This window comes from Paeniglutamicibacter sp. ORCA_105 (assembly GCF_045798545.1).
Taxonomy (GTDB): domain Bacteria; phylum Actinomycetota; class Actinomycetes; order Actinomycetales; family Micrococcaceae; genus Paeniglutamicibacter; species Paeniglutamicibacter sulfureus.
In genome coordinates this window covers 20029-44578 of the sequence record NZ_JBIXLM010000015.1, presented here as the reverse complement: position 1 = coordinate 44578, position 24550 = coordinate 20029, and the positions used below count along the sequence as shown (strand labels likewise).

Genomic DNA, 24550 nt, shown 5'->3' with positions numbered 1-24550 from the left:
ATGAACGTGCAAACCCACACCGTCAACTCGCTGCTGGCGGCCATCAACGACATCGGCCGCGACAACACCCGCGGGGGCTACTCGCGCCCCGTGTATTCGCCGGCGGAAACCACGCTGCGCGAATGGTTCATTGCCGAGGCCCAAGCCCGGTCCCTGGAGGTGTCCACCGACGTCAACGGCATCATCTGGGCCTGGTGGGATATGCCCGGCTCGCCCAAGGACGAGGCCTCTCGCCGCGGCGCCCTGGTCACCGGCTCCCACCTGGACTCGGTGCCCGGGGGCGGGGCGTTTGACGGCCCGCTCGGGGTGGCCAGCGCCTTGGCCGCCTTCGACGTGCTCGCGGCGCGCGAGGCCGAAGGCTCGCTGCAGCGCAACCGGGCACTGGCCCTGACCGTCTTCCCGGAAGAGGAGGGCTCGCGCTTCGGCGTGGCCTGCCTGGGCTCGAGGCTGCTCACCGGGGCCATCGACCCGGCCAAGGCGCTGAACCTGCGCGACGCCGACGGGAACACCTTCGCCGACGTTGCCTCCTCCAACGGCCTTGACCCGGCACGCATGGGCCGGGACGACGCAGCACTGGCCAGCATCGGGGACTTCATCGAGCTGCACGTGGAGCAGGGGCGCGGGCTGAACACCGAGGAACACACCGACGCCGCCGGACGCGGACCGGCGGTGGCCATCGGCAGCTCCATCCTGGGGCATGGGCGCTGGCGGTTGAGCTTCTCCGGGCAGGGAAACCACGCCGGCACCACGCTGATGGTGGACCGCGCCGACCCCATGGTCGCCGCCGCGCAGCTGGTGGTCAAGGTCCGCGAGGTCGCGCGCACCCAGGCCGATGCCCGGGCCACCGTGGGCCGGCTCGAACCTGTTCCCGGTGGCACCAACGTGATCGCCTCCCGGGTCGACCTCTGGCTGGATGTGCGCCACCCCGATGACGCGGTCACCGCGATGCTGGTGGAAAAGATCCACGGCCAGGCCCAGAAGATCGCCGCCTTCGAGGGCTGCTCGGTGGCGCTCACCGAGGAATCCCTCTCCGGGACCGTGAACTTCGACCCGACCCTGACCCGTGCGCTGGAGAAATCCGTGCACCGGCGCGAGCCCACGGCGCCGCTGCTTCCCACCGGGGCCGGACACGATGCCGGCGTGCTCGCCGCCGAGGTTCCCTCCGGAATGATCTACGTGCGCAATCCCTCGGGCATCAGCCACTCGCCGGAGGAATACGTGGAACACCACGACGCGGCTGCCGGCGTCGCGGCGCTCGCCGACGTGCTGGAGGACCTGCTGTGAGCCTGCCATCGAACACCGTGCGCGTGCCGGCACCGGTGAACGCGCACTCCCACGCCTTCCACCGGATCCTCCGCGGGCGCACCCACGAGGGCGAACACGGGGGAGCGGGGACCTTCTGGACCTGGCGCGAGCACATGTACGCCTCCGCCCACTCGCTGACCCCGGCCGCATACCAGCAGCTTGCCACCGCCGTCTTCGCGGAGATGGCATGCGCCGGGTACAGCGCCGTGGGGGAATTCCACTACCTGCACCACCGCAGCGACGGGACACCCTACGGTGCGGCCGGCCCGGACTCCGAGCCGCATGCCATGGAACTCGCACTGGGGAGGGCAGCCCTGGCCGCGGGCATTCGCCTGGTGCTGCTCGACACCTGCTACCTGCAAGGTGGCCTGGGGCCCGACGGGTCCGTGCTGGAACTCGATGAGACCCAGCGGCGCTTCAGTGACGGGACCGCAGCCGGGTGGCTCGAACGCCACGGGCGCCTGGGCACCGCGTTGAAGGACCTTGACGCGGGCACCGGGCTGCTCACCCTGGGTGCGGCCATCCACTCGGTGCGGGCCGTGGCACCGGATGACCTCGAATACATTCGCCACCATCTGGACCGCGAACAACCACTGCACATCCACCTGTCCGAACAGCCCGCGGAGAACCAAGCCTGCCAAGCCGCCTACGGGCTCAGCCCCACCGGGTTGCTTGAAAAAACAGGGCTGATCAAGCCACGGCTCTCCGCAGTGCACGCAACCCACCTGAGCGAGGCGGACATCGAGGCGCTCGGTTGGGGAATGGCAAACATCGTCATGTGCCCCACCACGGAGGCGGACCTGGGAGACGGCATCGGCCCGGCCCGCGAGCTCGCCGATTCGGGCGCCCAGATCGCCCTGGGCAGCGACCAGCACGCGGTGCTCGATCCCTACCTGGAACAGCGTGCCCTTGAACACGGGGAGCGGCTGCGCAGCGGAGAACGCGGGCGGTTCTCTCCCGCGGAGATTTCCGCCGCCGCCCGGGAAGGTGGATTGCGTTCGCTGGGCCTTCCGGCGAACGACGACCACCTGGTCGTGGCCACCGATTCGGTCCGCACCGCCGGATCCCGCACCAGCCAGCTTCCGCTCACCGCCACGGCCGCCGACATCGCCGAGGTACACATCAACGGGGAACTGGTCGCCCGCAACGGCATCCACACCCGACTCGGCGACCCCGCCGAACTCTACGCAGCCTTCTTCGAGACCTACCCGGAGTTTTCATGAGCACCACGCTGATCACCAACCTGTCCGAGATCTTCACCGCGGACGCCACCCAGACCGTCATCAAGGACGCTGCAATCCTCATTGACGGCGACAAGATCGCGTGGATCGGGGAAGCAGCCGAAGCACCCGACGCCGACGAAACCATCGACGCCGGCCACCGGGCCGCGCTGCCGGGCTGGGTCGACTCGCACACGCACCTGGTCTTCGCGGGGGACCGCAGCCAGGAGTTCGTCGCCCGCATGGCCGGGCAGGACTACGCGGCCGGCGGCATCGCCGTGACCACCGCCGCCACCCGGGCCGCCAGCGACTATGACCTCACCCGGCTGCTGCTGGGCCGGGCGGCAGAGGCGCTGGCCGGGGGCACCACCTACCTGGAAACCAAGACCGGTTACGGATTGAGCGTGGAAGAAGAAACCCGGCATGCCCGGATCGCCTCCACTGTGGTGGATACGGTGACGTTCCTCGGTGCCCATCTGGTCCCGGCCGGAATGGACGCCCAGGAATACACCGACCTGGTCTGCGGCGAAATGCTCGAGCGCGTGGCCCCTTACGCACAATTCGCGGATGTCTTCTGCGAACGCGGTGCCTTCAACGAAGCCCAATCGCGCCAGGTGCTCGAGGCCTGCGCGAAGGCCGGGCTGGGTCTGCGCGTACACGGCAACCAGCTGGGACCGGGCCCCGGCACCCGGCTGGCGGTGGAGTTCGGCGCGGCGAGCGTTGACCACGTGAACTACCTTGATGAAGCCGATGTGACGGCGCTCGCCGGCTCCTGGAAAAAATGGGATGCCGGCTCACGGAGCGGGACTGCCGGTACCGTGGCGACCTGTCTGCCGGCCTGCGACCTGTCGACCCGCCAGCCGCTGGCGCCGGGCCGCGAATTGATCGATGCCGGGGTGCAGATCGCCTTGGCCTCGAATTGCAATCCGGGGACCTCCTACACCTCGTCGATGGCGTTTTGTGTGGCCACGGCCGTTTTGCAGATGCACCTGAGCATTGAGGAAGCCATCACGGCTGCCACCTATGGGGGAGCGCTCGCCCTCGGCGTGCAGGATCTGGTGGGGTCCCTCGAAGTGGGCAAGCGGGCGGATATCCAGCTGCTCAACGCCCCGGCCGTGGCGCACCTGGCCTACCGGCCGGGCATGAACCTCGCCGGTCCGGTGTTCCGGGCAGGGGTGCTGGCGGCAGGACGCCTCTAGCGTATTCTTCGCGTTGGCCTGTGCGTTCGTGATAGACAAGAACACATGGCTATTACTGCACTCAGAGGTACCCCCGTCCAGACCGTTGGCGAACTGCCCGCCGTAGGCGAAACCGCCCCCGACTTCACCCTCACGGGCGCCGACCTCGGCGATGTCACCAGCACCGAGCTGCGCGGCAAGCGCGTCGTGCTCAACATCTTCCCGTCCATCGACACCGGCGTCTGCGCCTCCTCGGTCCGCCGCTTCAACGAGCTGGCCTCGGGACTCGAGAACACTGCAGTCGTCTGCGCCTCGGCCGACCTTCCGTTCGCCCTGGGCCGCTTCTGCGGTGCCGAAGGCATTGAAAACGTGGTTACGGCCTCGACCTTCCGTTCCGACTTCGGTTCCGAGTTCGGCCTCACCCTGGGCGATGGCCCGATGCAGGGCCTGCTGGCCCGCGCGATCGTCGTCCTGGACGAAAACGGTGCGGTCCTGCACACCGAGGTCGTTGGCGAAATCGCCAACGAGCCGAACTACGACGCAGCCGTCGCGGCACTCTCCAACTAACGCGCAGGCCGAGGGGCCGGGTCCAGGATCCAGGATTTTTCCTGGATCCGGACCCGGCCTCCTTTTTCGTGTCCGGACGCGCGACCGGGTGGCAGTAATCGGGAGGGCGGCACCGAGCTGGTTGCATCGGCCGTTGTCACACCGTGCAACACTTAAGTCATGGATCTGTTGGTGTCGCCCGCGCTCACGATTCCCGCAGCGGAATTGGGCTGGCGGTTCTCACGTTCCTCGGGACCCGGCGGCCAACACGTCAACACATCCGACAGCCGCGTCGAACTCTTCTGGAACGTCACCGACTCGTTGGTGCTCACCGAAACCCAGCGGATGTTGCTGGCCACCCGCCTGGAGCGTCGCCTCATTGACGGGGTGATCACCGTGTCGGCCTCGGAGCAGCGCTCCCAGCTTCGCAATCGTGATACCGCCCTGCGCAAACTCGCAGAACTGGTGGCCTCCGGCCTGGCCCCCGAACCGGCCCGCCGACGCGCGACCAAGCCCACCCGCGGTTCGAAGCAGCGGCGTCTGGCAGCGAAGGGCCAGCGCTCGGAAACGAAACGGCAGCGGCGACGGCCCACCGCCGAGTAGATCCCTGACTCGTTTCCCGTGGCCGCACGCTCACACGGACGGTATCCCTGATCGGACGGCATCCCCGCGAATGACCCCGACAATGTCGGTGACCTGAAGCCGAACGCCGTCTAACCGTGGGCGGCTGCAGCTGCCGCTGCCACGAGGCGCGGCCCGATCTTGTGAATCAACGCACCGATGTCCCTGTTCGGATTCAGCGACGCATCAAAGACGCTCTCCAGAGCCATGGCTCCGAGCCAAATGCGGGCCCGCCAGGCCTCTTCCTGGCTCGGGGCAATGGCATCAAGGACGTCCGCGCCGTGCCATGCGGCCAGATATGCGGTGTTCAATGCCGGGTCCCAAGCGGCGGCCAGGTCCCAGTCCAGGACGCCGAGAAGTTCGCCGTCGTGCCAGCGCATGTTGTGCCCGGCGAGGTCCCCATGCACCAGCGACGCCGGAACCGTTTCAAAGGCGGGGATGGTGTCCAGCACCCGCCGCGCGGCGTCGACGAGGTCCGGGGGCAAGGCCTTCAAGGTAGCGTCGATCTTCTGCGCGGTCCATGGCCCCCGAAAGGAAAACGGCGGTGCCAGCAGGGTGGCCAACGGCCGGACATCGACGGCAGCTAGTTCCTCGAGCACCGAGCGCAGGCGCACGACATCACCGGTGTGTGGTGGGTGCGCGGCACCCGGGACATAGCGCTGGATGACGGCGGAGAAATCCTTTCCCTGCCACACCTGGCTCAAGGCGGTGGGCAACTGGAAACTGAACGTGCCCGACAGCGCCTGAACCAGGTCCACCCGTCGTTGCATGTCCGCGGCGGCCTCGGCGGTGCGACTCATCCGCATGACCGCCTGGTCGCGGGCCACCAGCACGAGGTGGAATTGTCCGCCCTCATCGACTCGTGCTGCCTTCCAATCCGGGCCCGGGAAAAGGGCGTTGGCCAGTTCGTATTCGTGGGGCAGCGCTTCTCGGGTCACCCCAACCATCCTGGCATGTCAACGGGTGTGTGGGTACACAGGATCAACACGTAGGATCGAACGCATGGGTTTGGAAGCGTCGGGAAACACCCGGTTCGGCGAAGTGTTGGGGAGATCGATGACTGACGCCGCTACGCGCCGTGGACTGAAGATCGAGCTGCTCATTGTCCTGGGTCTGTCCCTGGGCCGATCGGGTATCTATGCCATCGTGAACCTCATCGACAAGATGACTCGGGCGCCCCTGGGCTCACAGACGACGTCGCTGAACAACCCACTGAACCAACGCCAGTACTTCGACCTGACTTACCAGCTGCTGGACATCTTTTTTGCCCTGGTGCCGGTGATGCTGGTGTTCTACCTGCTCTGGAGGATTCCCGGAGGCAACCCGTTTGGCAGGCTGGGCTTTGACCTGACGCGGCCGGTACGCGACCTGGGCTGGGGAATCGGACTGTTCCTGGCCATGGGCATCGGAACCCTGGGCGTCTATGCGTTGGGACGTGCGCTCGGCTTGACCACGATCATCGTGCCGGCAGCCCTGGACGATTATTGGTGGACGGTCCCGATTCTGGTCTTCTCCGCGATCCGCCACGGCATCCTGGAAGAAGTCATCGTCGTCGGGTACCTCTTTGAGCGCCTCGGGCGACTGGGCTGGGGCAAATGGCAAATCATTTGCGCCAGTGCCGTGCTTCGGGGCAGCTACCACCTGTACCAAGGCATTGGCCCCTTCATCGGGAACATCGCCATGGGTGTGGTTTTCGGCTACGTGTATTCCAGGAAGGGCAGGGTCATGCCGCTGGTCATCGCCCACGCGTTCCTGGACGTTGCGGGATTCGTCGGTTATGCGCTGGTGGGTACAGCAATCGGGTTGGGTTCCTAAAGCACGGTTTGATCACTTTTCGCCGATGACTTTTGGTTTCCGGCCGGATCGATAGGCTCGAGGAAATCAGGCCCACCGGCATCCCTCGCGCCCCGCTTGGTGTGGCGCCGAAACCGTCGGCGGAGCAGACCAGGAATTAAGCAGTGCGGGGGTGTCCGGATCACCTCCGGACACCCCCGCATTGCTAGTGCTTCCCATGACTGCTTTGTTACAGCGTGATGGGACCCGTGGGAGTCTCAAAGGTCACCGAAAGGATTCCCGGCGTCCCGTTCGGCGCCTGCCAATCGACAACAACGTCGCCAACGGGCAACTGCTCGGGTTGTCCGAGCCAGTCGGCGACACGTTCGCTGGAGCCGGCGATGCAGATTGAGGAAATTTTCCCCACAGGATCCAGGGCCTTCGAGGGGTGCAGATCCTCGGTGCCCTCATCCCAGCGAAGCATGTAGGGAACCTGCGGGTCCGCAATCAGGCCGTTGATGCCGATCTGGCGCCAGGTCAGTTCCCGTCCATCGGGGAATTTCCGGTTTCCCGGTACCGAGCCGCGGCCCAGGCGTGCCTCGGCTGGAGCCAAGTCGTCAACAGCGACGCACCACCCCATCCAGCCACCCCCGAGTTCGGAGCGGGCGCGAACGGCCTGGCCAAACGGCGCCTTGTCAGACGACGGGTGGTTGAGTACTTCGACAACTTCCAGGTACTGGTTGTTCTTCAGCGGGAAGATGACATTGCGCGTACCAAAACGTGGGTGCACACCGCCCTTTACTGATTCGAGTCCAAGAACCGCGCCGATCCGAGCGGCAGTTGCCGCGAGACCGTCGGGTCCACAAGCGTAAGTTACATGGTCCAACCTCATCATGTGCCCATCATGGCACTTTGTGATCTGGCTCTCGACTTAGGTTCACCTAACTTGCGTTTCAGTTGGTTGTTTTAAACGTCTGCGGCTAGTGCGATTGCCGTCAACTTGTCACAATTTGAGATGTGGTTGCGAACATGTGAAGCCCTGGGCCAGACTTATTGACAAGGTCATGAGTTTCAGCAGAAAGCCCCGGCTTGCTGAACGGCAACCCTCCGCCGCGGTGGGGTGCCCCGGGTGAAGACCAGGCCCCACGTCAAAATGACGTGGGACAAGCGCGGGAATGCCCCCAGCCAGGACACGGCCACCGCCGGAGTCGGCTTCGGGCATACCCCTAGAATCCTTGAAGGGGAAGAGATGTCTAACAACTGGTCCTTTGAAACCCGCCAGATCCACGTGGGGCAGGAGCCCGACTCCGCAACCGGTGCCCGAGCACTGCCCATCTACCAGACGTCGTCATTCGTGTTCCCGAGCGCCGAAAGTGCCGCTGCACGTTTTGCGCTGGCCGAGCTCGAACCGATCTACACGCGTATCGGCAATCCCACGCAGGACGCCGTCGAGCAGCGCATCGCCAGCCTCGAAGGAGGAGTTGGCGCACTGCTGTTGGCCTCGGGACAAGCTGCCACCACGTATTCGATCCTGAACCTTGCCGAGGCCGGCGACCACATCGTGGCCAGCCCGAGCCTCTACGGCGGAACCCAAAACCTGTTCAAGCACTCGCTGCGCAAGCTGGGCATCGAAGTCACCTTTGTTTCGGACCCGGATGACCTGGAAGGCTGGCGATCAGCCGTCCAGCCCAACACCAAGGCGTTCTTCGGCGAAGTGGTTTCCAACCCGCGCCAGGACGTGCTGGACATCGAAGCGGTTTCCGCCATTGCGCATGAGGCAGGTGTGCCGTTGATCGTTGACAACACCTTGGCCACGCCGTTCCTGATTCGCCCGATCGAGTGGGGAGCCGACATCGTGGTCCACTCCGCCACCAAGTACCTGGGTGGACACGGAACGGCAATCGCCGGTGTCATCGTTGACTCGGGCAATTTCGACTTTGCCGCCGACCCGCAGAAGTACCCCGGCTTCAACACCCCCGACGAGTCGTACAACGGCATGGTCTTCGCCCGGGACCTCGGCGTCAACGGTGCACTAGGTGCCAACCTTGCCTACGTCCTCAAGGCACGCGTGCAACTGCTGCGCGACCTCGGGTCGGCAGTTTCCCCGTTCAATGCATTCCTGATTGCCCAGGGGCTGGAAACGCTGTCGCTGCGCATGGAGCGCCACGTCTCCAACGCCGTGGAAGTTGCACAATGGCTGGAGGCACAACCACAGGTGCAGCGCGTCCACTACGCGGGGATCGAATCCAGCGCGTGGTTCGAGCGCGGGCGCAAGTATGGCCCCAAGGGCATTGGCGCCATTGTTTCGTTCGAGATTTCCGGCGGGAGCGAGGCGGGCCAGGGCTTCGTCGACGCGCTGACGCTTCACTCCCATGTCGCCAACCTCGGCGACGTGCGTTCGCTGGTTATCCACCCGGCGTCGACGACCCACGCGCAGCTCACCGAGGAGGAGCAGGTTGCCGCAGGCGTGTCCCCGGGACTTGTCCGCTTGAGCGTCGGCATTGAGAATATTGCCGACATCATCGCCGACCTGAAGGTTGGCTTCGAATCAGTGGCCGCGTCGGCCGATGTTGAATTTCAGGGTACCCGGTGAGTGTGGAGACAAACGTGGTCCTTTATGACGCAGAAACGGCAGCGGCGTTGGACTACGCCCCCGACGGCATCCTGCAGCACCTGCACACCGGTGCCTATACGTTTGAGACCGGTGCGACGCTGCCGGAAATCGTACTGGGATACGAGACCTGGGGCACGCTGAATGCCGATGCCTCCAACGCCGTCCTCATCGCCCATGCACTGACAGGGGATAGCCATGTCGCCCGTGGCGCCTCGACGGAACCCGGCTGGTGGGACGGCTTTGTGGGACCGGGCAAAACGGTGGACACCGATAAATACTTCGTGGTTGCAGCCAACATGGTCGGCGGTTGCTCCGGCAGCACCGGCCCGGCCAGCCTTGACCCGGACGGGGTCCCCTGGGGATCACGGTTCCCGTTCACGACCATCAAGGATTCGGTGCGGCTGGAGGCACGCCTGGCCGACGAGCTGGGGATCACTGCGTGGCACACGGTGCTGGGTGGATCCATGGGCGGTGCCCGTGCCCTGGAATGGGCCGTCGAATTCCCCGAACGCGTCAGGAACTGCGTGGTGGTGGCGGCTGCGGCCGAGTCCTCGGCCGAGCAGATCGCCTTCGCACAGGCGCAGACCGCCGCCATCAGGTTGGACCCGGAGTTCGCCGGCGGCGATTACTACGCCAACGAGCTCATTCCGTCGGCCGGGTTGGGGATTGCCCGGCGGATTGCCCACATCACCTACCGGACAGCGACGGAACTTGACGTTCGGTTCGGGCGGACGCCGCAGGGCGACGAACTGCCCGTCTCAAGCCCCGGTCTCGACCGCGGTCGATACCAGGTGGAAAGCTACCTGGACCATCAGGCAGGCAAGTTGGTGGGACGCTTCGACGCCAACAGCTATTTGGTGCTGACCGAGGCCCTCATGAGCCATGACATTGCCAGGGGGCACGAGTCCATCGAGGCCGCCCTTGCGCGACTGGCAGAGGTAAATGTCCTGGTGGCCGCCGTGGATTCGGACCGTCTGTATTGGCCCGAGCAGTCGGAGCGACTTGCCGCGTTGCTGCCGAATCCCTGCAAGGTCCAGTACATCACCTCGCCGATTGGCCACGATGGCTTCCTCACCGACATCGAGCAACTTGGCGATGCCCTGGGCGAGCGCGTATTCGTGCGGGAATCCGGCATTCAGGCCGACGCCGGATAGCTCAAGGGGCATGGTCCGGTTGGGAGATGCAATTCAGGCTGTGTGCGGATCCTGGTCGGTAAAGAACTTCAGGCGCGCCTGCGAATTTTCATCTAGCAGGGTACTACCGTGGCAACACGCGGATCCTGTCGCCCGGACGCTCAGATCGCGGGACCGTTGCCGAGGGACGCGTTGGGCGGCTGCTCGGTGAAGGGGGTGGCGAGCGGTCGTTTCGGCAGGACGCCGTCACCGGAGGACTGGTGGCGGAGGCGGCGAAGTACCCATGGCGCCAGGTGCGTGCGCGCCCAGATCAGGTCGTCGCGGCGGGCATCGCGCCAGTTCTTGATTTCGGCTTCGGACGGTTCGAGCTGTTTCAGCTGGTGCGGGACGTTCAGTGCATCCAAGGCCATTGCCGCGATGGTGTGGTGGCCCAGGGGCGAGAAATGCAATCGGTCATCCGCCCACATGCGCGGTTGGTGCAACTCGCGCAGCGACCACATGTCCGCCACCACCGCATCGTAGCGGGCCGCGATCGTGCGCACGTTTTCGTTGTAAATGGCGACCTTGCCCCGGATTCCGCCCAATACCGGGGTGTCTCGGATATCGGGTCCGGTGAAAAGCAGGATCGTGGCATTTGAGGTGGCCAATACCCTCATGAGCGCGTCGAGCTTGTCGGCGATGGCATCAGGGTCGCCGCCCGGGCGAATCACGTCGTTGCCGCCGGCGCACAGGCTGATGAGGTCCGGCTTCAGCTCCAGTGCCGGCCCCGCCTGCTCGTCAAAGATCTGGGTGATGAGCCGTCCCCGAATGGCCAGGTTGGCATAGGCAAAATCATCGACACCCTCGCTGAGCTGTTCGGCAACCCGGTCGGCCCAGCCGCGGTAGTTCCCGGGGCTGCGGGGGTCGTCATCTCCAACGCCTTCCGTGAAGGAATCCCCCAGGGCGACATAGCGACCCCACGGATGCCTTCCGGTGCTCGGTGGGGTCGAAGCTGCGGAAGGTGTTTCAATCACGTTGTTCACGAAGATATTCTTATCAAAGAATACGTAAGTTACCTAAGCGTAGCTTTCTTGGTGGATCGCCGAATGCTGCTATCTTCTGCTTGACTGGTCTGGTGAGTGAAACAAGTTGGAACCCCACTGTCATTTGGTCCCGTCCGGAATCCGAACGCGCCGGTACCCCGCTGCTGGTGCTTTTGCACGGCTACCTCTCCAATGAAGAGGACCTCATGGGGTTGGCCCCCATGTTGCCCGAGGAATTCACCATTGTCTCGGTTCGGGCCCCGCAGTCCTTGGGTCCGGGATACACCTGGTTCCCGCTGATGCAGGACCTGGATTATTCATTTGATGCCGTCAAGAACTCCATCGCCGACCTGTGGTCCTGGCTTGAGCCGGTCAGCAAGCAGCATTCATCGGTGAGCCTGCTGGGATTCTCCATGGGCATGGCGGTGGCCACGTCCCTCCTGCGGCACCAACCCGATGCGATCTCCACGGTCATCGGCCTTTCCGGATTTGCCGTGCCGGAAGAGGGCGAGGGCTTCTTCCAGGACGAGAAGCTCAAGGAAATGCGGAAGCCGGTGTTCTGGGGCAGAGACCAGGCCGATCCGGTCATCACCCAGGACAAGATCGAATACACGCACGCCTGGGCGACTAGTGACGTCCACGTCACCAAGGTGCTTTATACCAACATGTTCCACTCGGTGAACGCGCAGGAAATGTCCCATGTGCACGAGTTCCTGAGCCATGTCGTGCTGAAGGGCGCATCGATCTAGGGTTCACGGGCAGACTTGCGGAAAAGGGTCTCCCGCCATACGCGGATCACGTCCGTGGGCGGGAGGCCGAGTCAAGCGCGAGAGTTCCGCGCAATCGGCCGCCGGCGCGGTGCAGGTCGTCGTGCCAGGACGCGGACCGGCCGATTGGGGTACCTGGAGTCTGGCCCAAGCGGCCAGGGAAGGAACGCTAGGCGGTCTCCACGCGGATGGACTCGCCGTGGACGGTTACAGTGTCGCCATTGCGGATCTGGGCCCCGCGGCGCGTCTCGATTTCGCCGTTGACCTGCACCAGGCCATCCTCGATCAGCTGCTTGGCGTGGAATCCGTCGTCGGCCAACGATGCCAGTTTCAGCAGTTGACCCAGTCGAATCGACTCGTCGCGGATTTGGATGGGGAATGTTTCGGAATTTGCCATGTATCCATCATGGCGCATCGGTCGACCGCATATGCACGATGGGAGCGTGTGAGGCAGGTTTTGTGGTGTTGGCGACATAATGCCCATGCCTTGGCGGCTTCGCAGTAGGTTGCACTAGTAGGAAACCCGTCCCCAAGGAGATCAGTGGCACGCCCCGAACCGCAAGCACATGCAGTCCCCTTGGCGCTGGCCGCGTCTGCCGGGATGCTGATGCCACTGCAGGCCTTGATCACTTCCGAGGGCGCAGGGTTCCTCGGTGGGTACCTTTCGGCGGCGCTTCTCAGCGCGCTCACGTCCCTGGCCTGCCTCCTGGTGGCGAGCGTGGCGATTCCCGGGGCCCGTGCAGGGTGGAGGCAATTCGGTTCCGTGTGGCGCGACCGGACGATCCCGAGGTGGTTCCTGCTTGCCGGACTGGTCGGCTCGTATTACATGGTTGCCCAGGCCATGAGTGTGGGCAGCATCGGCTTGGCGCTCTTCGCCGTCGCGGTTGTCGGAGCCAGGACACTGTCGAGCATCGTCATCGACATGATCGGGTTCAGCCCGGCCGGGAAGCAGCCGGTTACCCGCATCCGACTCCTTGGCGCGGGGCTCTTGGTCATTGGCGCGGTGATTGCCGCCTGGGGTACGGGAGCGCAGGCGGCCGAATCGCCCCAGGCGCTTATTGCCCTGGCTGTCGCTGCCGGGGCAGGACTTTTGGTCAGCTTCCAGCAATCCATGAATGGCCGGGCCGGGAAGGCCTATGGCTCCACCACGACTGCGACGGCAATCAACTACTTGGCAGCCGCCGCTGGGTTGCTGGTGGCTATGGCACTCGCGGCCGTGCTGCGGATTGAATCATTCGGGTTCTCCCACGCGCCGCTGTGGTGGATGTACTTTGCCGGGCCGCTGGGCATCCTCTTCGTTGTCACAGGTGTGACCCTGGTTCCCAGGCTCGGTGCCTTGCTTTTGGGTATGGGGCTGGTGACGGGGCAATTGGTCGGTTCCCTCGTCATGGACCTGGTCATATCGCCCGAAGTGGTTGGCGGCAACGAAATCGTCGGAACGCTGGTCACGCTGCTTGCGGTCCTGGTGGCCTCGTGGCAACCCAACGGGCGACCACGCTGGAAGGCACGGAAGGCATCATGATTTCATCGCCGGCTAACGCACCGCGCAAGGAACGCTCCCTGGCGCCCCTCTATGTGGCGACCGCCGTGGTGGCCGGGTTGGCGATGCCAATCCAGAGCCGCATCAACGGCGCTCTGGGGCTCCGGCTGGGGGATCCGGTCGCCGCCTCGTTGGTTAGCTTCACCACCGGACTCATCGTGCTGGCCATCGCCTCGCTGGTGTTGCCCGGTGCGCGCGCAGGGGCCATGGCGATCCCGCGCGCCCTGCGGGAGAAACGCTTCCCCCTCTGGTACCTGGCCGCCGGCTGTGTCGGCGCGTTCGTGGTGATCTCCCAGACGCTGACAGTGCCGCTGCTGGGCGTCGCACTGTTCACCGTCTCCATTGTCACGGGCCAGACCCTGGGTTCATTGCTGGTTGACGGCATTGGCTTCGGGCCCGGCGGGCGGCGGCGCATCAGCACGCTTCGCGCGCTCGGTGCCGGATTGACCATTGCCGGAGTCATCTGGGCCGTGAGCCCCAGGATGGGGTCGGCCGCGTCCATCGCCGCCCTGCTGCTGCCGATGGCCATACCGCTGGTGGTCGGCTTCCTCATGGGGTTCCAGTCCGCGGCCAACGGCGTCCAGGCGCAGGCCTACGGGACACCGGTGGCGGCAACGCTGGTGAACTTCTTCGTCGGCGGGCTCATGCTTGCGGTCCTGCTGCTGGTGCGCCTGCCGCTGGTCGGGCTCCCGGAGTCCCTGCCCGCCCAGTGGTGGTACTACCTGGGCGGCCCGCTGGGATGCGTGTTCATCGGGCTTTCCGCATTCCTGGTCAAGCACCTCGGCGTGCTGCTGACCGGACTGGGCATGATCTGCGGCCAACTCGTTGGATCACTGCTCATCGACGTTCTCGTCCCCGCGCCCGGTGCCGTCATCAACGGCGCGACCATTGCCGGGACCCTGCTGACGCTTGCAGCCGTCGCGCTGGCCTCGATCCCCTTTGGCAAGATGCGCCGGGCGCGGAAATAGCCGCACCGGCCGTCCCCCGGAGGGTGCGGGGGACGACATTGGATGCCCGGAAATTTGGGGCATCGGCCCCATGTGCCTGCGGGCCCGACTGCTCTAGGATCGCGCCAACAGGGAAAACGGAACGGGCATGGAAGCGCGGCCGCATCCCTGTCGATGGGAACCGGGAGGCGCCACGCCATGAGTATTCTTCACACCGCTGGCGAGGGCGAGGCGCAGGGCGCCGTCGCCGCCGCGTATGCCGCCGACCGGGCGGCCCTGGGGTACGTCCCCAGCCACACCAAGGTCCTGGCCATTAATCCCGAGGCCTTCGAGGCATGGAAAGCCCTGCAAGGGTCGATCGCCGGTTCGCTGGGCATGCGCAGATACGAACTGGTGACCCTGGCCGCGGCGCTCGGGATCGGATCCCGGCATTGCCGGCTGGCCCACGGAAACAAGTCGCTCAAGTACTTCGATGAGCAGGAACTGCTGCGCATCGCAAGGGACTACCGCACCGCCGGCCTGGAGGACGCCGAGGTCGCGATGATGGATTTCGCCGTGAAGCTGAGTACTGATTCGGCCGCGATGGGGGAGGCCGACAGCCGGCGACTGCGCGATCTCGGCTTCTCCGACCGGGAAATCGTTGACATCACGCTGGCGGCGGCGGCCCGGAACTACCTCAGCCGGATCCTGCAGGCGCTGGACGTGGAGGTTGACGTGCCGCCGAAGCTCAGCGAGGAGATGCGCGGCGCCTTGCTAGACCCGATCGATTCCCGGGAAACCGTTGCCGACTGAGGGCTTATCAGGGGTCGCCGGGTGGTCCAACGATGCAATCGCCCCCGGCCCATCAGTCTGTGTGATCTCGTGTAGCTCGGTCGGATCCCCGGCGGGTAGCGAATCGCGAGAGGTCCAGCCGGTTGGCGGTGCCAGTCTTACGCAACATGTTTGAGATGTGTGAGCTGACGGTTTTCTCGCTGATGACCAAGGATCGGGCAATCTCCCCATAGGTGCGTCCCGCAATAACGTAGCCGAGGATCTCCCGTTCGCGCGCCGTGAGGCCGGGCAGCTCGCTTGACCTGCCGACCGACTCTTCGACGGACGGTAGCGTGGTGGGAATCCTTGCCCGGGTGGCGAGTTCATTCAGCGATGCCTGGATGGGTCGAGCCTGGAGTTCATCGGCTAGTGAGAGTCCACGACGCAGAAGCGATGTCGCCAGTCCCCGTTGGGAATGTCCGCGCAACAGGAGCGCTTCCACCGCCCGCCAGCAGCAGTAGGTCTCTTCCCAGCGGACGGTCGCGACTCGGCACGCATCCGCGGCCCTTATCCAATGCTGTCCATTCTCGGGGGAGCACCGGGCACGGCCGACTTCGGCCCGATACAACTGGTCGAAGGCTTTGACCTGCGCGGCGTATAACTCGGTTTCAAGCCCAAAATCCTGGAGCGTGTGGGGGAAGCGTTCAACCAGATCTGCGGTGAGCGCCAGGAGATCCGCGGTCGGATGCCCTTGGTCGCTGGCCGACTGGATGCGGTCCGCCAAGGAACGCGCGGCAAGGGGAATGAGCCATTCGCACATGGTCGGGGATAAGTGATCCGGGTTCGCCCCGTTCAGGGCAGAGGCATAGGCAGCCGCTGGATCGCCCGTAGCCAGGTAAACCTCGGCACGTACGGCATCGAATTCGAGATTAAGGAACTCGGATTTTTGCTCATATAGTTCCTCGGCCCGTGCAAGGTGCGCCTGCGCCTCATGCATCCTGCCCTGCCAGAGCGCCAACCGGGCAGCCGTCAATCGAACGCCGACGTCTCCCATGATGCCTGGGTCCGATCCCAGGGCCACACGAAGCGCCTGACTGCACTCCTTCCACCGACCGATGGCCATGTAGCTGCCCGCTTCTTCGGCCGCCATCTTGGCGATGTACGCGTGCGGGGCCCCGAGGGCGACAAAGTTGTTTCTGCCCGCACGCATGAGATCGGCGAAGGCCTGGCTGGTCCATGCCTCCGTGGCATTGGCCTGCCAAAGCGTTGCATGGACCATGGCCCAGAAGTCCCGTGCCTGGGCCGCGGATTCCACTGCACGGGCGGCCATGCGGCGGCCCTCGGCGGCGTCACGCCCACCAAGAACTGCGGCCATGACATTGGCCGTCAGCGCGTAGGACAGTGCCCGGGGATTCTCCGATTTTTCGGCAACAGCCAGGGCCTCGGCGGCGTGGCCCTCGGCTGCGGGATCGCTCTCCCAGAGTTCTACGTGGGCGAGCTCGGCAAGGGCGAAAGCGTATTGCCAACTCTCCGCATCCGCGCTGGCCAGCTGGACTGCCATGGTCATGGGGCTGCGTACAAGGAACTCCCGCCCAGTGGAGAAGCGCAGGTGTGCCCGCCGCACCATCAATTCGGCAACATCGAGCGGTCGGTCGGCGGCGTCGAACTCGACCAACAGCTCCTCCACCACTTCAAGCTCATCCTCAATGGCCCCGGCGACGTCGGCCGCTCCGCGCAATTTCATGAGCAATACTTCCCGTTCCTGACCGTCATGGCCCAGACGGCCCTGCAATGCGAGCGCTCGACGGAGAAGGGGCACCGTGTCCCCGGCTCCACCGGCCTCGAGAGCTGCCGTTGAGGCGCGCAAGGTCCATTCAAAGGCTTCGGCCGTGTGCCCGGCGACGTCATGGTGGTGTGCAAGTGCCGCCAGAGATGCGAAGTCCGAGGCGCCGTCGCCGAGCCGGCGCTCCTCGTGGGCGGCGAAAACCGCATTCCAATCACGCCGCTGCTGCCCGTCGAGTCCCTGTTCGAGGACCTCGGCGATGAGCGGATGGTGGAACCACCAGTGGAGGCCGTTCGGTTCGCATTCGGTGATTCCCGCGTCCGCCGCTTCCCGGAGGCCGGCGGACGCGTCATACCGCCGGCCTCCATGATGCATCACCACCTCCAGATCCCGTGCGGGGGTGGGGTGTCCTGCCACGGCCAACACCTGTGTGGCTTCCCGTGCATCGGCCGAGAGGCCGCCCCATGAGCGCAGCACGGCAGATCTCAAGTCCGTTGGTAGCCGCCCGGGCAGGTGTCTGCTGTCCGGTCGGAGACCTCCAAGCAGCAGCTGGTTCAGGTAGGCGTTGCCCGCGGTATGAGTAAAAACCTCCCGGACCAAAGATTGGTGCGGCTCGGCGCCCAAGACCAACGCCATTTGGGTACCCGTCGACGGGTAGTCCAAGGGTCCGAGGGTCAGCTGGGAGGTGCGTGGCATGCGGAGAATATCCGCAAGCCAGCGCCGTAGTGGATGCCCGTCGCCGAGCGTGCCGCTGCGCAGCGTGGTAAGGATGGAAAGATGCCTGTCGGCAGGCCCTGCTATGAGATACATCAAGACATCCAGTGTGCCTTGGTCGGTCCACTGCAGGTCGTCCACTACCAACACCACGGGCCTGATGCGGCAGAGCTCCGTCAGCCAGGCATCGATGGAAACCACTTCATCTTGCGGGATATCCACACTCTTACCGAAGGTCGGTGAGGAGATGCCGACCGGCGGGGATACACCCCGGAAGGCGGATCGCAGAGCCAGAAAGGGGATGTTCACCGAGGCCAGCGGCAGGCCGGCTCCGGATAGGACCAGAACCTTGGATGCCATGGAGGCACAGGCTTGGCGTACAAGTGCCGTTTTCCCGATTCCGGGATCGCCCGAGACCACAAGGGTGTGGGCGGTGCCTGCGGCCGTGCCGTTCAGGCATGCCTCGATCTCGGCCAGCTCCGTCTCCCGCCCGACGAGTTCCGGCCCCACCACCTCAAGCCCTTGTGCCACAGCACCAGTGTGCCACCAACCCGGCGCGCGGGCTGGGGAACCTGAGGGCTTTCGTATGAATGTTGAGGATTCGTTCCCGATGCCGGCGGACGGCCCCCGGGCGCATCGTTGGGGTATCGAAAACAACCGCAATGGAGGCATCATCATGAATTTCCTACACAAGGCCCCGCGCTTCGCGGGCCTAACCGCCGCCTTGGCCTTGGCCCTTGCCGGATCATCCCCGGCACTTGCCAAGCCGGACCCGGGAGGGCCGCTGATCCAGGGGCAACAGACCATGGACACCAAGGCGTGTTCGTTGGAGCGGATCGGCACGCAATTGATCCGCTGCGACAGCCTCACCGGGGCTGGAGCCCGTGCCCCGTCCTGGATCCCCGAACGTTAAGGAAGCCAGCATGCGATACCCGGCTTGGCATCTGCCAGTCCTGGTATCGCAGGGGGCTCGGGCTGAAGGTGGATGTGTGCTGAATTGCCGCCGTAACCCGGGGAAGGGTCTGCTCGAGTCCACAACAGACTCGCTTTGTTCGCAAGACGAGACGCACGACTGAAGGGCGGCGGCGGATTGCCAGGTTGCGAACTGGCGTGAACACCACGGGCGGCTCAGGGTTGGTCGTTTCGTATTGTGGGGTCGTTGCCCTGGCGGGTGACAAACCGGGAGAGGTCCAGACGGTTCGCCGTGCCTGTCTTGCGCAGCATGCTGGAGATGTGCGTGCTGACGGTCTTCTCGCTGATGACCAAGGCTGCAGCAATCTCCGAATAGGTTCGTCCGGAGACAACGTGTTATCCGCATAGAGTTCCTCCGCGCGGGCCAGGTGCGCCTGGGCCTCACCCAATCGGCCCTGCCAGACGGCCAGCCCGGCCGCGGTCAGGCGAACCCCGACGTCGCCCATGATGCCAGCAGCGTTGAGCGGCAACAGGTTTGCTTCGGTCAAGGCCAGCCATGACGGGAGCATTGGCGTGGTGGACAGACTGGCGATTCCCGTTCGGCACGAACACCGGAATGACTGCCCCGGGAATAGGCTTGGTGGGATTCATCGAGGCTGCAGGGCGACCGGCTAAAGGAGCATGAGTGCCCTTCCGGGGCGAAATGACGCGAAGCGTCCCGGATGCACCGGGGGGCACGGTGGCTAGTGGTGATGATCATCGCGTGCTCGCGTTGCCAATCGCGAAAGATCCAGGCGCGTGGCGGTTCCTGTCTTCCGCAGCATGTTTGAGATATGCGAACTGACGGTTTTTTCGCTGATCACCAGGATTCGGGCTATGTCTCCATAGGTTTGTCCCGCAACAACGTACGGAAGGATCTCCCGTTCCTTGGGAGTCAGCCCGGGCACGTCGTAGAACTGGGAGGCGGGGTCGCCGGTGATTGGGAGGTCGGTGGGTATCCTGGCCCGGGCGGCTAGCTCACAGAGGGCCTCGTGGAGTGGTCGCGCACGGAGTTCCCGGGCCAAATCGAGTCCGCGAACCAGCATCGCTGTTGCCAACTTCCGCTGCGCGTGGCTGCGCAAGAGCAAGGCCTCCGCAGTCCGCCAACAGGAATACGTTTCTTCCCATCGGAGCGTTGCATCGCGACACGCATCCGCGGCCAGGACCCATTGCTGCCCGTTGTCGGCAGTGGCACGTGCTCTACCGAGTTCAGCCCGGTAGAGCAGGTTAAAGGCCTCGATCTGCCGAGCGTAAAGTTCGGCGGCAAAGTTGTTGTGGAGCACCACCGGGAAGCGTGCTTCCATGTCGTCGGCGAGCGGGAGCAGATCCGCGGTGGGGCGGCCTTCATCACTGGCACGTTGGATTCGATCCGCCAATGCCCTGGCAGCCAGGGGCAGCCTCCATTCACCCATGATGTGGCGCATGTGTTCCGGATCGCCATCGCCCAGGGCCACCGCGTAGGCGGAATCCGGATTGCCTGCCGCCAAATGGAATTCGGCGCGCACGGCGTCGAATTCAAAGGTTATGTACTCGGATGTTTGTGCGGCCAGTTCTTCTGCGCGGGCCAAGTGCGCGTCGGCTTCACCCTGGCGTCCCTGCCAGATGGCCAGTCTGGCGGCCGTCAGTCGGACCCCGGTGTCCGCCATGACTCCGGGGTCCGAACCAAGCGCGATGCGAAGTGCTTTCGCGCATTCCTCCCACTGGCCGACGCCCATCCAAGCCCCCGCCTCGTAGCCGACGATTACGGCGATATACACGTGTGGGGCTCCCGCACTGGCCATGGTGCCCTGACCGGAGCGCATAAGCTCGGCGTATGCTTGGCTGGCTGAGGACTCCGTCGCATTTGCTTGCCATACGATGGCGGCAAACAATGACCAGAAATCCCTTGCCCGCGTCGCTGCCTTGATTCCCATTCCAGCCAGCCGGCGGGCCTTGGCCAGATGCCCGCTGTTTATTGCTGCCATGGCGCAGGCGGTGAAGGCATAGGACAGGGCCTGGGGATTTCCGGCATGTCGGGCAATTTCCAAGGCCGCGGATGCATGCGATTCCCCCTCGGGTTCGTCCTGCCATAGTTCGGCATTGGCAAGTTCAGCCAATGCCAACGCGTATTGCCAGCTTTGTTCGTTGGCCCGGGCGCACTCTACTGCAACACGCATCTTCGTGACGGAGAGAAATTCCCGTCCCGTGGAAAACCGCAATTGGGATTCCCGCACCATCAACTGGGAAACCTCAAGCGGGCGAGCGCCTGCGTCGATCTGCGAGAGCAGGGCCTCCACCGCCTCCAGCTCCACTTCCATGGATCCGGCGGTCAGGGCTGCGGTCCGCAGACGGTCCAGAAGCACCTCACGTTCGAGCGCCCCACGTCCCAGAATGGCGTGCAGCTCCAGCGCCCGCTGAAGCAATTCCGCGGCTTCACCCGCGTTGGCCGCGCCGTCCGTGGCGGCGGCAGCGCGCATGGTCCAGTCGTAGGCCTCAGCAAGGTGGCCGGCAGCATCGTAGTGGTGTGCCAGTGCCGCCATGTATTCGAAGCTGACGCCGTTCCCGCCGCTCATCCGGGCCTCCGCATGGTCGGCGAACACTTCATGCCAACGTCGCCGTTTGGGCCCGCCCATTCCCTGCTCGAGGACCTCTGCGATCAGCGGGTGATGGAACCACCACATCGTTCCCTCCGGGTCGGATTCCACAATGCCTGCGGACGCCGCCTCTCGCAAGACCACTTCCGCCTCTAGCTGCGATCCGCCATGCGATGCCAAATCATCAAGGTCCCGTGCGGTTATCGGGTGTCCTCCGACGGCCATTAGCTCCGTGAGTTCCCTTCCCTGGGCTGAAAGACGGTGCCAAGACCTCAGGACCGCCGATCTCAAGTCCGTGGGCAGTTGCGGGGGCAGATGGCGGGACTCCGGATGCAGGCCACCGACCAGCAGTCTGATCAAGTACGGGTTTCCATGCGCGAGGGAATAAACCTCCCGAAGCAAGGACTGGTGCGCCGGTGCACCCAGCACCTGCGCCACCTGAAGCCCGCTTGACTGGTAATCCAGTGGACCCAGATTCATCCATGAGATGTGTGGCATGCGTCGGACATCGGCCAACCAGCGATCCAGCGGATGCCCCTCGACAACTTCCCCGTTGCGCAGGGTGGCGATGATGGACAACCGCCTGTCGGACGGTCCTGCGATGAGATACATCAGCAGGTCAAGAGTGCCTTGGTCGGCCCAGTGGAGATCCTCGACCACCAACACCACCGGCTGGACACGGCTGCATTTGGTCAGCCAGTCGTCGACGGCAACGAGTACTTCGTGTGGTGCTGCGACGGGCGAATCAAAGTCCGGGTGCGCGATGCCGTCCAGCGGGGCAGCGGTGCGGATGGCTGAACGCAGAGGCAGAAACGGGACGGTTACCGAAGAAAGTGGAAGGCAAGCTCCGGTGAGAACCCAAACCCCGGGTGCTGCGCTGGCGCATGACTGCTTGATCAAAGACGTTTTTCCCACGCCGGGATCCCCCGAAACCACCAAGGTGACGGCTGTTCCGGCACAAGCCTCCTGAAGGCAAGTACTTACCTCCTGCAATTCCGCCCCTCGCCCGACAATCTCTTGACCGGTGGAGCCTTGCGCGTAGGCCATGTGCCGAGTTTCCCACCTTCGGGCGCGGCGTGCCAGAAGAAACCAGTGCTTTGCCGCACTTTTTGAGGGGTCGATCCCGAGGTGCAAACCTGCCTTAAAGATCAAGGTTGAGATATCAGAACAACCGCGTATGGAAGGAGAGACCATGTATCGCTCATACGGGACGCGGAGGGTCGTTGGCCTTGCGCTGGCGACACTTCTGGGGACCGCACTCAACCCCTTTTCGGTGTTCGTGCCGGATGGTCCGGGATCGGTAGTGGCTAGGGCCTCGGATGAAGTCATTACCCGGGATTGCCAAACAGAGCCCGGACAACGGGCGGTCCATTTCCCGGTCTACCCCGGTCATGGTGGCAAAACATTGATGACTCGGGAATGAGGTGGATCTTCCGGCGGGTTTTGGCGCAGGCTCTACGCCAAAACCCGTCGGATCCGTGTAAGCGAAGTCGTGAAGAAGACTTCGGTGGGCTCGGTCCTTGATCCCGTCATCTGGACGTGGTCCGCCGGGAGGCCGAGGAAAGCACGAAGTCTCCATCAAGAGTTCACCCGGAGTCAAGCCAGTCGTCCGCTAGGTGCCGGGGGGCGGCCCTGAAATAGCCATGGAAACACGTTAGGCTGGGCGAGTATGTTTTCGCCCAACGGACCGCAACCAGCGGCCTCGTGAACCATTGGAGTTGTTATGGCGCCTCAGTCCAAGCTCGATCAAGTCATCTCCCTCGCCAAACGGCGCGGCTTCGTCTTCCAGGCCGGTGAAATCTACGGCGGATCCCGCTCCGCATGGGACTACGGACCCCTGGGCACCGAATTGAAGGAAAACATCAAGCGCGAATGGTGGCAGACCTTTGTGCGCGGGCGCGAGGACATGGTGGGCCTGGATTCCTCCATCATCCTGCCCAAGGCCGTCTGGGAAGCCTCCGGCCACGTCGCAACCTTCACCGACCCGCTGGTCGAGTGCACCTCCTGCCACAAACGCCACCGCGAGGACCACCTCATCGAGGCCTTCGTGGCCAAGAAGAAGCGCCAGCCGGTCGACGGCATGAGCGAAATCGCCTGTCCCGATTGCGGCACCAAGGGCCAGTTCACCGAACCCCAGCTCTTCTCCGGCCTGGTCAAGACGTTCCTGGGCCCGGTCGACTCGGCCGCCGGCATGCACTTCATGCGCCCGGAAACCGCGCAGGGCATCTTCGTGAACTTCAACAACGTGCTCACCGCTTCCCGCAAGAAGCCGCCGTTCGGCATCGGCCAGATCGGCAAGGCCTTCCGCAACGAGATCACGCCCGGAAACTTCATCTTCCGCACCCGTGAGTTCGAGCAGATGGAAATCGAGTTCTTCACCGCCCCCGAGGACGCCCCGGCGTTCTTCGACAAGTGGGTCGAGGACTGCTGGGCCTGGTTCCTTGACCTGGGCATCACCGAGGAGAACCTGCGCCGCTTCGACGTCCCCGAGGACGAGCGCGCCCACTACTCGGCCGGCACCATCGACTTCGAGTACCGCTTCGGCTTCCAGGGTTCGGAATGGGGCGAGCTCATGGGTGTCGCCAACCGCACCGACTATGACCTGACCAGCCACTCCAAGGGCTCGGGCACCGAGCTGTCCTACTTCAACCAGGCCACCGGCGAACGCTACACCCCGTACGTGATCGAGCCCTCCTTCGGCCTGACCCGTTCGATGATGGCCTTCCTTGTCGACGCCTATGTCGAGGACGAGGCCCCGAACGCCAAGGGCGGGGTGGACAAGCGCACCGTGCTCAAGCTCGACCCGCGCCTGGCCCCGGTCAAGGCCGCTGTGCTGCCGCTCTCGCGCAACGAGGACCTGTCCCCGAAGGCCAAGGCGCTTGCTGCCGAGCTGCGCAAGACCTGGAACATCGACTTCGACGATGCAGGGGCCATTGGCCGCCGCTACCGCCGCCAGGATGAGATCGGCACCCCGTTCTGCATCACGGTGGACTTCGACACCCTCGAGGACCAGGCCGTGACCATCCGCGACCGCGACACCATGACCCAGGAACGCGTCGCCCTGGACAAGGTGCGCACCTACCTCTCCGAGCGCCTCAACGGAGCCTAGCCAC

20 protein-coding genes, 1 pseudogene and 1 riboswitch are annotated in these 24550 nt (G+C 64.6%); of the genes and pseudogenes, 14 read left to right on the top strand and 7 right to left on the bottom strand.

All coding sequences use genetic code 11. From position 1 onward, the window contains the following. The 5 genes from ACIPUB_RS09465 (at position 1) to arfB (ending at position 4852) form a co-directional block, all read left to right on the top strand. Positions 1-1284: an allantoate amidohydrolase gene (locus ACIPUB_RS09465; RefSeq protein ID WP_407607143.1), complete on the top strand. Its 1284-nt coding sequence runs from the start codon at positions 1-3 to the stop codon at positions 1282-1284. Then, entirely contained in the window at positions 1281-2528 is a 1248-nt protein-coding gene (locus ACIPUB_RS09460) for a formimidoylglutamate deiminase (protein ID WP_407607142.1), read from the top strand. The genes ACIPUB_RS09465 and ACIPUB_RS09460 overlap by 4 nt, the downstream gene beginning before the upstream one ends. Further along, entirely contained in the window at positions 2525-3724 is a 1200-nt protein-coding gene (gene hutI, locus ACIPUB_RS09455) for an imidazolonepropionase (RefSeq protein WP_407607141.1), read from the top strand. The genes ACIPUB_RS09460 and hutI overlap by 4 nt, the downstream gene beginning before the upstream one ends. Positions 3725-3769: 45 nt before the next feature. After that, entirely contained in the window at positions 3770-4270 is a 501-nt protein-coding gene (tpx, locus tag ACIPUB_RS09450; protein WP_407607140.1) for a thiol peroxidase, read from the top strand. A gap of 159 nt (positions 4271-4429) precedes the next feature. After that, a complete protein-coding gene (gene arfB, locus ACIPUB_RS09445; protein ID WP_264268140.1) occupies positions 4430-4852 on the top strand; it encodes an alternative ribosome rescue aminoacyl-tRNA hydrolase ArfB in 423 nt (140 codons plus the stop codon). A gap of 110 nt (positions 4853-4962) precedes the next feature. Here arfB and ACIPUB_RS09440 read toward each other — a convergent pair whose 3' ends face one another. Continuing rightward, on the bottom strand, positions 4963-5808 hold the full coding sequence (locus ACIPUB_RS09440; protein WP_407607139.1) for a phosphotransferase family protein: 846 nt from the start codon (positions 5806-5808) through the stop codon (positions 4963-4965). Between the two features lie 118 nt (positions 5809-5926). On the opposite strand from ACIPUB_RS09440, the gene ACIPUB_RS09435 reads away from it, so the two are divergent. Continuing rightward, on the top strand, positions 5927-6685 hold the full coding sequence (locus tag ACIPUB_RS09435) for a CPBP family intramembrane glutamic endopeptidase (protein WP_407607138.1): 759 nt from the start codon (positions 5927-5929) through the stop codon (positions 6683-6685). A 208-nt stretch (positions 6686-6893) separates the two neighbouring features. Here the strand turns inward: ACIPUB_RS09435 and ACIPUB_RS09430 are convergent, their stop codons facing one another. After that, positions 6894-7538 carry a VOC family protein gene (locus ACIPUB_RS09430; protein WP_264268137.1) on the bottom strand — a complete coding sequence of 215 codons (645 nt, stop codon included), beginning with the start codon at positions 7536-7538 and terminating at the stop codon, positions 6894-6896. 165 nt (positions 7539-7703) lie between these two features. Beyond that, positions 7704-7819: riboswitch (SAM riboswitch) on the top strand. Between the two features lie 73 nt (positions 7820-7892). On the opposite strand from ACIPUB_RS09430, the gene ACIPUB_RS09425 reads away from it, so the two are divergent. Further along, positions 7893-9236 (top strand): bifunctional o-acetylhomoserine/o-acetylserine sulfhydrylase, encoded by a 1344-nt coding sequence (locus tag ACIPUB_RS09425; RefSeq protein WP_407607137.1) that lies wholly within the window; start codon positions 7893-7895, stop codon positions 9234-9236. A gap of 2 nt (positions 9237-9238) precedes the next feature. Beyond that, the gene (locus ACIPUB_RS09420; protein ID WP_407607182.1) at positions 9239-10411 is read left to right on the top strand and encodes a homoserine O-acetyltransferase; all 1173 of its coding nucleotides are present in this window, start codon (positions 9239-9241) and stop codon (positions 10409-10411) included. A gap of 140 nt (positions 10412-10551) precedes the next feature. On the opposite strand, the gene ACIPUB_RS09415 is transcribed toward ACIPUB_RS09420, so the two are convergent. Continuing rightward, positions 10552-11412, bottom strand: a complete 861-nt coding sequence (locus ACIPUB_RS09415; protein WP_407607136.1) for an SGNH/GDSL hydrolase family protein — start codon at positions 11410-11412, stop codon at positions 10552-10554. 92 nt (positions 11413-11504) lie between these two features. Between ACIPUB_RS09415 and ACIPUB_RS09410 the strand changes: the two genes are divergently transcribed. Beyond that, positions 11505-12161 (top strand): alpha/beta hydrolase, encoded by a 657-nt coding sequence (locus ACIPUB_RS09410; protein WP_407607135.1) that lies wholly within the window; start codon positions 11505-11507, stop codon positions 12159-12161. A gap of 187 nt (positions 12162-12348) precedes the next feature. Here the strand turns inward: ACIPUB_RS09410 and ACIPUB_RS09405 are convergent, their stop codons facing one another. Further along, positions 12349-12576 carry an RNA-binding S4 domain-containing protein gene (locus ACIPUB_RS09405; RefSeq protein ID WP_407607134.1) on the bottom strand — a complete coding sequence of 76 codons (228 nt, stop codon included), beginning with the start codon at positions 12574-12576 and terminating at the stop codon, positions 12349-12351. A 144-nt stretch (positions 12577-12720) separates the two neighbouring features. Between ACIPUB_RS09405 and ACIPUB_RS09400 the strand changes: the two genes are divergently transcribed. From ACIPUB_RS09400 to ACIPUB_RS09390, 3 genes are all read left to right on the top strand, one after another. Next, the gene (locus tag ACIPUB_RS09400; protein WP_407607133.1) at positions 12721-13701 is read left to right on the top strand and encodes a DMT family transporter; all 981 of its coding nucleotides are present in this window, start codon (positions 12721-12723) and stop codon (positions 13699-13701) included. After that, positions 13698-14687 carry a DMT family transporter gene (locus ACIPUB_RS09395; RefSeq protein ID WP_407607132.1) on the top strand — a complete coding sequence of 330 codons (990 nt, stop codon included), beginning with the start codon at positions 13698-13700 and terminating at the stop codon, positions 14685-14687. Before ACIPUB_RS09400 ends, ACIPUB_RS09395 begins: the two co-directional genes overlap by 4 nt. Positions 14688-14864: 177 nt before the next feature. Next, positions 14865-15458: a carboxymuconolactone decarboxylase family protein gene (locus tag ACIPUB_RS09390; protein ID WP_407607131.1), complete on the top strand. Its 594-nt coding sequence runs from the start codon at positions 14865-14867 to the stop codon at positions 15456-15458. Positions 15459-15510: 52 nt separating this feature from the next. Here ACIPUB_RS09390 and ACIPUB_RS09385 read toward each other — a convergent pair whose 3' ends face one another. Further along, positions 15511-18444 (bottom strand): AAA family ATPase, encoded by a 2934-nt coding sequence (locus tag ACIPUB_RS09385; protein WP_407607130.1) that lies wholly within the window; start codon positions 18442-18444, stop codon positions 15511-15513. A 145-nt stretch (positions 18445-18589) separates the two neighbouring features. Here ACIPUB_RS09385 and ACIPUB_RS09380 point away from each other — a divergent pair, with 145 nt between their 5' ends. After that, complete coding sequence (locus ACIPUB_RS09380; RefSeq protein WP_407607129.1) at positions 18590-18826, top strand: hypothetical protein; 237 nt, start codon at positions 18590-18592, stop codon at positions 18824-18826. A 215-nt stretch (positions 18827-19041) separates the two neighbouring features. On the opposite strand, the pseudogene ACIPUB_RS09375 reads toward ACIPUB_RS09380, so the two are convergent. Together ACIPUB_RS09375 and ACIPUB_RS09370 are read right to left on the bottom strand one after the other, a co-directional pair. Beyond that, a pseudogene (locus tag ACIPUB_RS09375) lies at positions 19042-19206 on the bottom strand (response regulator transcription factor); the annotation flags it as partial. A 362-nt stretch (positions 19207-19568) separates the two neighbouring features. Next, a complete protein-coding gene (locus tag ACIPUB_RS09370) occupies positions 19569-22484 on the bottom strand; it encodes an AAA family ATPase (protein WP_407607128.1) in 2916 nt (971 codons plus the stop codon). Between the two features lie 676 nt (positions 22485-23160). On the opposite strand from ACIPUB_RS09370, the gene ACIPUB_RS09365 reads away from it, so the two are divergent. Next, positions 23161-24546, top strand: a complete 1386-nt coding sequence (locus tag ACIPUB_RS09365; RefSeq protein ID WP_407607127.1) for a glycine--tRNA ligase — start codon at positions 23161-23163, stop codon at positions 24544-24546. Positions 24547-24550: the final 4 nt, after the last annotated feature.

Bases quoted from the DNA above. Each gene is read 5' to 3' on its own strand.
- ACIPUB_RS09370 (WP_407607128.1), bottom strand. From the start codon at position 22,484: ATGGCCTACGCGCAAGGCTCCACCGGTCAAGAGATTGTCGGGCGAGGG.
- ACIPUB_RS09390 (WP_407607131.1), top strand. From the start codon at position 14,865: ATGAGTATTCTTCACACCGCTGGCGAGGGCGAGGCGCAGGGCGCCGTC.
- arfB (WP_264268140.1), top strand. From the start codon at position 4,430: ATGGATCTGTTGGTGTCGCCCGCGCTCACGATTCCCGCAGCGGAATTG.
- ACIPUB_RS09380 (WP_407607129.1), top strand. From the start codon at position 18,590: ATGAATTTCCTACACAAGGCCCCGCGCTTCGCGGGCCTAACCGCCGCC.
- hutI (WP_407607141.1), top strand. From the start codon at position 2,525: ATGAGCACCACGCTGATCACCAACCTGTCCGAGATCTTCACCGCGGAC.
- ACIPUB_RS09430 (WP_264268137.1), bottom strand. From the start codon at position 7,538: ATGATGAGGTTGGACCATGTAACTTACGCTTGTGGACCCGACGGTCTC.
- ACIPUB_RS09395 (WP_407607132.1), top strand. From the start codon at position 13,698: ATGATTTCATCGCCGGCTAACGCACCGCGCAAGGAACGCTCCCTGGCG.
- ACIPUB_RS09435 (WP_407607138.1), top strand. From the start codon at position 5,927: ATGACTGACGCCGCTACGCGCCGTGGACTGAAGATCGAGCTGCTCATT.
- tpx (WP_407607140.1), top strand. From the start codon at position 3,770: ATGGCTATTACTGCACTCAGAGGTACCCCCGTCCAGACCGTTGGCGAA.
- ACIPUB_RS09465 (WP_407607143.1), top strand. From the start codon at position 1: ATGAACGTGCAAACCCACACCGTCAACTCGCTGCTGGCGGCCATCAAC.
- ACIPUB_RS09405 (WP_407607134.1), bottom strand. From the start codon at position 12,576: ATGGCAAATTCCGAAACATTCCCCATCCAAATCCGCGACGAGTCGATT.
- ACIPUB_RS09365 (WP_407607127.1), top strand. From the start codon at position 23,161: ATGGCGCCTCAGTCCAAGCTCGATCAAGTCATCTCCCTCGCCAAACGG.
- ACIPUB_RS09425 (WP_407607137.1), top strand. From the start codon at position 7,893: ATGTCTAACAACTGGTCCTTTGAAACCCGCCAGATCCACGTGGGGCAG.